The 369-nt window shown below is 63.4% G+C and carries 1 protein-coding gene; it reads left to right on the top strand.

The window, feature by feature from the left end; genetic code table 11:
- A partial coding sequence (locus KW825_RS20300) for a hypothetical protein (protein ID WP_218330241.1) occupies window positions 1-369 on the top strand: 369 nt, incomplete at both ends.

Below are 369 nucleotides of genomic sequence, written 5' to 3'. Positions count from 1 at the left end.
CGACGGGTCCGGATCACCTGGTGTACGAGTCTGGCCTCAATCCGAATGGCTCTGATGCTGCGGCCAACAGCGAGACGGTGGCGGGTAGCTTCACGGTGTCGGCCACGGACGGCATCCTGACGGTGGTGATAGGGGGGGTGGTCTTTACCTTGGCCGAGGTGCAAGCCTTTGACGGCAGCCAGACGGTCAACACCGGCGAAGGGGTGCTGACGCTGCTGAGTTACGTGGGCACGGCCAGTGGTGGGACGGTGAACTACAGCTACACCCTGAGTGCGACCATCGACAACGACAGCAAGCTGGGGGCGACGCCCACCGGGTTTGACGACAGCATCACCATCGGGGTGAACGGAGTGAGTGGCACCAGTGGCA

This window comes from Aeromonas sp. sif2433 (assembly GCF_019218705.1).
In the GTDB taxonomy this organism is placed as follows: domain Bacteria; phylum Pseudomonadota; class Gammaproteobacteria; order Enterobacterales; family Aeromonadaceae; genus Aeromonas; species Aeromonas encheleia.
Note: the sequence above shows the minus strand (reverse complement) of the source record. Positions and strands in the feature narration are given on the sequence as shown.